The 457-nt window shown below is 57.3% G+C and carries 1 protein-coding gene; it reads left to right on the top strand.

Going from position 1 to position 457, the window contains the following annotated elements; genetic code table 11:
- Positions 1–394: HK97-fold major capsid protein (locus tag AC1RPN_RS08395; RefSeq protein ID WP_481763745.1), on the top strand; the 394-nt coding region annotated here is incomplete at its 5' end.
- Positions 395–457 lie beyond the last annotated feature (63 nt).

Raw genomic sequence — 457 nt, 5'->3', positions numbered from 1 at the left:
GACGAACGTGACGCGCTGGGGCCTGAAGGCTCCGCACGTGCTGATGGCGTCGGACCTGTACCAAGATATCATCGGTAACTCGGACTTCTTCCAAGCGATCGACCCGGTTGCTCGTCACGAACTCCTGTTGAACGGTGAACTCGGTGTCCTGTACGGTTGCACGATCACGTCGGACGCATACCGTCACCCGGAACACAAGGTCCTGAACCAAGGCGAATTCTTCGTGATCTCGGACGCGCTGAACCACGGCGCTTACTCGGATCGCGGCGGTCTGCAATCGCAGCCGATCGACATCAGCATCGAGAAGGTGCCGGGTCGTGGTTGGGTGATGTTCGAATCGCTCGCTATCTCGGTCGCGAACTCGCGTTCGGTCGCTGCTGGTCTGCGCGTGTAATTGAACTAGGAGTGCGTAATTGCTACGCACTCCTAATCTACTACATCGCAAACTATTCAGGAG

It is taken from the genome of Dellaglioa sp. CoH-57-MRSF-20 (assembly GCF_056781955.1).
Note: the sequence above shows the minus strand (reverse complement) of the source record. Positions and strands in the feature narration are given on the sequence as shown.